The sequence below is a fragment of the Petralouisia muris genome (genome assembly GCF_004793545.1).
Lineage (GTDB): Bacteria > Bacillota > Clostridia > Lachnospirales > Lachnospiraceae > Petralouisia > Petralouisia muris.
Genome location: NZ_SRYA01000176.1, coordinates 1 through 2,793, shown reverse-complemented (window position 1 = coordinate 2,793; position 2,793 = coordinate 1). Strand labels below are relative to the sequence as shown.

The following is a 2,793-nucleotide window of genomic DNA, read 5'->3' as shown; positions in this document are numbered from 1 at the left end:
TTCACTATGGGTAAATTTTGCCATTTTGCGTAGAAAAACGTTGGTAAGTTCCTAAAGAGGCGGTATTAAATCTAAATATCAACATGTCACTACACTAGTGCTTTTCAAGTTCTTTTGACAATACCTTAACGTTAAATTTTCCTCATCCAAATATTTCCTACTATTTTCATATTTCTTCCCTTTTCTTCCAACATCTTTCATATTTCCTTTAACTTCACTAATAAAACAACTTCGTATAATCTGTCCGGGTATCCGCAATATGGTAAATATAAACAACTGTGCCAATCTGCTTATAAATGGCAACATACTTTTCACATATAACCATTCTGTATCCCTGCTGATTCAGCCAGTCATCTGGCGTTAAAGAGCCTGAATCCGGAAACTCCTCCAAACGTTCTATCACATTCAATATATGGTCACTTATTTTCAAAGCTGTTTCCACACCAAACTGAACCAGATACCAATCCTCAATAAGTTTTAAATCCTCCCACGCAACAGGAAGGATTTCCACCTTAGATGCCATCTGCCCTCTCCCTTAACCGCTTTCTCGCCTCTGAAACGCTGACTGTCTCGGCTCCATCTAGTCTCTCTTGCTCTGCCTGCAGCACTTTCGCACGAAGTTGTAAAATCTGTTCCCGCCTTTCAAAAGCCTCTATACTCATAAGAACCAAATCACCCTCACCATTTTTAGTGATATATATTGGCTCTTTTGTTTCTTTTGCCATATTAGAAATCGTTGTGTAATCATTTCTTAATGATGCTGATGCTTTTATAATCATCTATATCACCTCGTATCATTTTTTTGATATAATTATATCTCTATTATCACCTTTCGTAAAGTATTTTCACAAATTTTTCAGAATACTTTCTATCCTTTTACATACTTCAAAGCGGAAAAATATAATAAAGCAGCCTCACACAAGTCTTCCGGAATCTTACTGGTATTTATTATGGCTTTTAAATCATATTTTATCTGTTCCGTATAATTAGGACTGTTATCTACCTACTTTTTTAACATTTCCTTAAATTCATGCTCATCTATATTATTCAAATCCATTCCTATCTCCCTTACTTCACTCAATTTTCTCCAATTCTCGCACCGCTAGCGCGAGTTTTATACACAACATATTTATGTGATTAGTAATGCTATCGCTTAGTTATTCCTCTCCCGGCAGATGGAACATCAACAAGTCTTGTATCTCACATCTTAAGACGATACAACAGCTTACATAGCACATTTACATCCAACCTGGCAATGCTGTTAATGCCGTAATTATCTATCTGTTTCCAGTTCATTTCTGTCTTATGTGACAGCTTGTTTTTGCTCAGCCCTTTTTTCTTCAGCAGTTCGTCCAAGCAAATTTCCAAATATCCGTAATCTTTCTCCACGTTTCCACCTCTGCAACGCATATATTTCTTTCCCACAGTTTCATTCCATACCTAAGAAACTCGCTAACCCTAAATAATTACTGGAATATTACAAGTGCAAACTTTACAATTAAATCCCTTATTTCACAATTCAAGGCGGTACACAATTTACACAACACAAATATGTCCAGCCAGATAATATCATTGACACAATACCTGTCCACTTATTTCCGATTCATCACCACTTTTAGCGACAAATTTTAACAGTTCAATCTTTTTCTCTAAAAACTCTGACAGCAGGATTTCCAGATGACCATGAAATTCCTTAATAGTTTTAATTTACACTTAGTACAAAACATCTCTCACATCTTTCTTTAAATACTCCATTTCAAAATTCAACTCAAGGATGTGCGGATTTCATATAATTTCGTAGTTCCAGACTCAAAGCAATCCCCCTGCGGTTAATCATAATAAACAAAAGGTCGTCCAGCGGCATTTTTCTGTTTCTTATAAAAGAGGACGGATTCCCATTTCTGCAGAAATCATGGAATGATTGTTTGTTATGCTGTCAATGATTCCATAGCAATTTTAGCAGATTCCGCTGAACCATGTGCATAATATCCAACGTAGTAGTAATGTCTTTATGCCCCATGATGTATTGTAATGCTTTTGGCGGCATATTCTTATTTGCCATATTGGTACAGAATGTGTGTCTTAAATTATGTGGGGAAATCTTGGGAAGTTTCTCTTTATGGTGTTTGTTGTACTTCTTAATCATGTTTGAGAAGTCCACGGAATAAGCTGTTCCATACATCGGCAAGCCTTTTTTATTGAGAAATACAAAATCAGTATATCCGTCCAACGTTACAGACTGTACGTTTTCCCTGTTATGGATTTCAGCTTTCAAGGCATTTCTTACAGATTCATTCATGGGGATTTTTCTAATGCCATTATCAGTCTTTGGCTTTTCTGTGCGGTATGAGCCTTTGTCAAAAATAAGCTGATGGTTTACGTTGATATAACCGCTATCAAAGTCAATGTCATTAACTTAAAGTGTAAAATGTGAAAATGACAGTTAGTGTTACAGGAAAGAGGTTAACTTAACAGAAAAAGTAAGACTGAAGCGCCCTCAGGCACAGAGGATACTTGATATCCCGGTAAACATTTTCCTGACACCAACGCAGATGGTACAGTTCCTTGAAATCACCCAGGCCAAACTCGTGGTCTGAAAGGTTTGATATAAGGTTTACGAAAACGCCCGGAGCTGTCTCGAACCTGACAATACGCAGTGAAATATCAATATCATACTCGCATCTGTTATCTGTCAGATAGTCCATTGGAACGTCGGCACATATATACCTGTAGTTTGCCAATGTCATTAACTTAAGGAATCTTTTACATTTGAATTGTAAAAGGTTCCTTTTT

The 2,793-nt window shown here is 36.5% G+C and carries 4 protein-coding genes and 1 pseudogene; all 5 read right to left on the bottom strand.

Translation table 11 applies throughout. From position 1 onward, the window contains the following. Positions 1-217: 217 nt before the first annotated feature. Complete coding sequence (locus E5329_RS28785) at positions 218-523, bottom strand: type II toxin-antitoxin system RelE/ParE family toxin (protein ID WP_135992530.1); 306 nt, start codon at positions 521-523, stop codon at positions 218-220. After that, positions 513-779 (bottom strand): type II toxin-antitoxin system prevent-host-death family antitoxin, encoded by a 267-nt coding sequence (locus E5329_RS28780; RefSeq protein WP_016214568.1) that lies wholly within the window; start codon positions 777-779, stop codon positions 513-515. Before E5329_RS28780 ends, E5329_RS28785 begins: the two co-directional genes overlap by 11 nt. 421 nt (positions 780-1,200) lie before the next feature. After that, positions 1,201-1,410 carry a helix-turn-helix domain-containing protein gene (locus E5329_RS28775; protein WP_330572431.1) on the bottom strand — a complete coding sequence of 70 codons (210 nt, stop codon included), beginning with the start codon at positions 1,408-1,410 and terminating at the stop codon, positions 1,201-1,203. 526 nt (positions 1,411-1,936) lie between these two features. Beyond that, complete coding sequence (locus E5329_RS28770; RefSeq protein ID WP_275443873.1) at positions 1,937-2,365, bottom strand: tyrosine-type recombinase/integrase; 429 nt, start codon at positions 2,363-2,365, stop codon at positions 1,937-1,939. Positions 2,366-2,468: 103 nt separating this feature from the next. Then, a pseudogene (locus tag E5329_RS28765) lies at positions 2,469-2,793 on the bottom strand (hypothetical protein); the annotation flags it as partial.

Excerpts from the sequence above, each read along its gene's own strand:
- E5329_RS28785 (WP_135992530.1), bottom strand. The coding sequence starts at position 523 with ATGGCATCTAAGGTGGAAATCCTTCCTGTTGCGTGGGAGGATTTAAAA.
- E5329_RS28780 (WP_016214568.1), bottom strand. The coding sequence starts at position 779 with ATGATTATAAAAGCATCAGCATCATTAAGAAATGATTACACAACGATT.
- E5329_RS28775 (WP_330572431.1), bottom strand. The coding sequence starts at position 1,410 with ATGCGTTGCAGAGGTGGAAACGTGGAGAAAGATTACGGATATTTGGAA.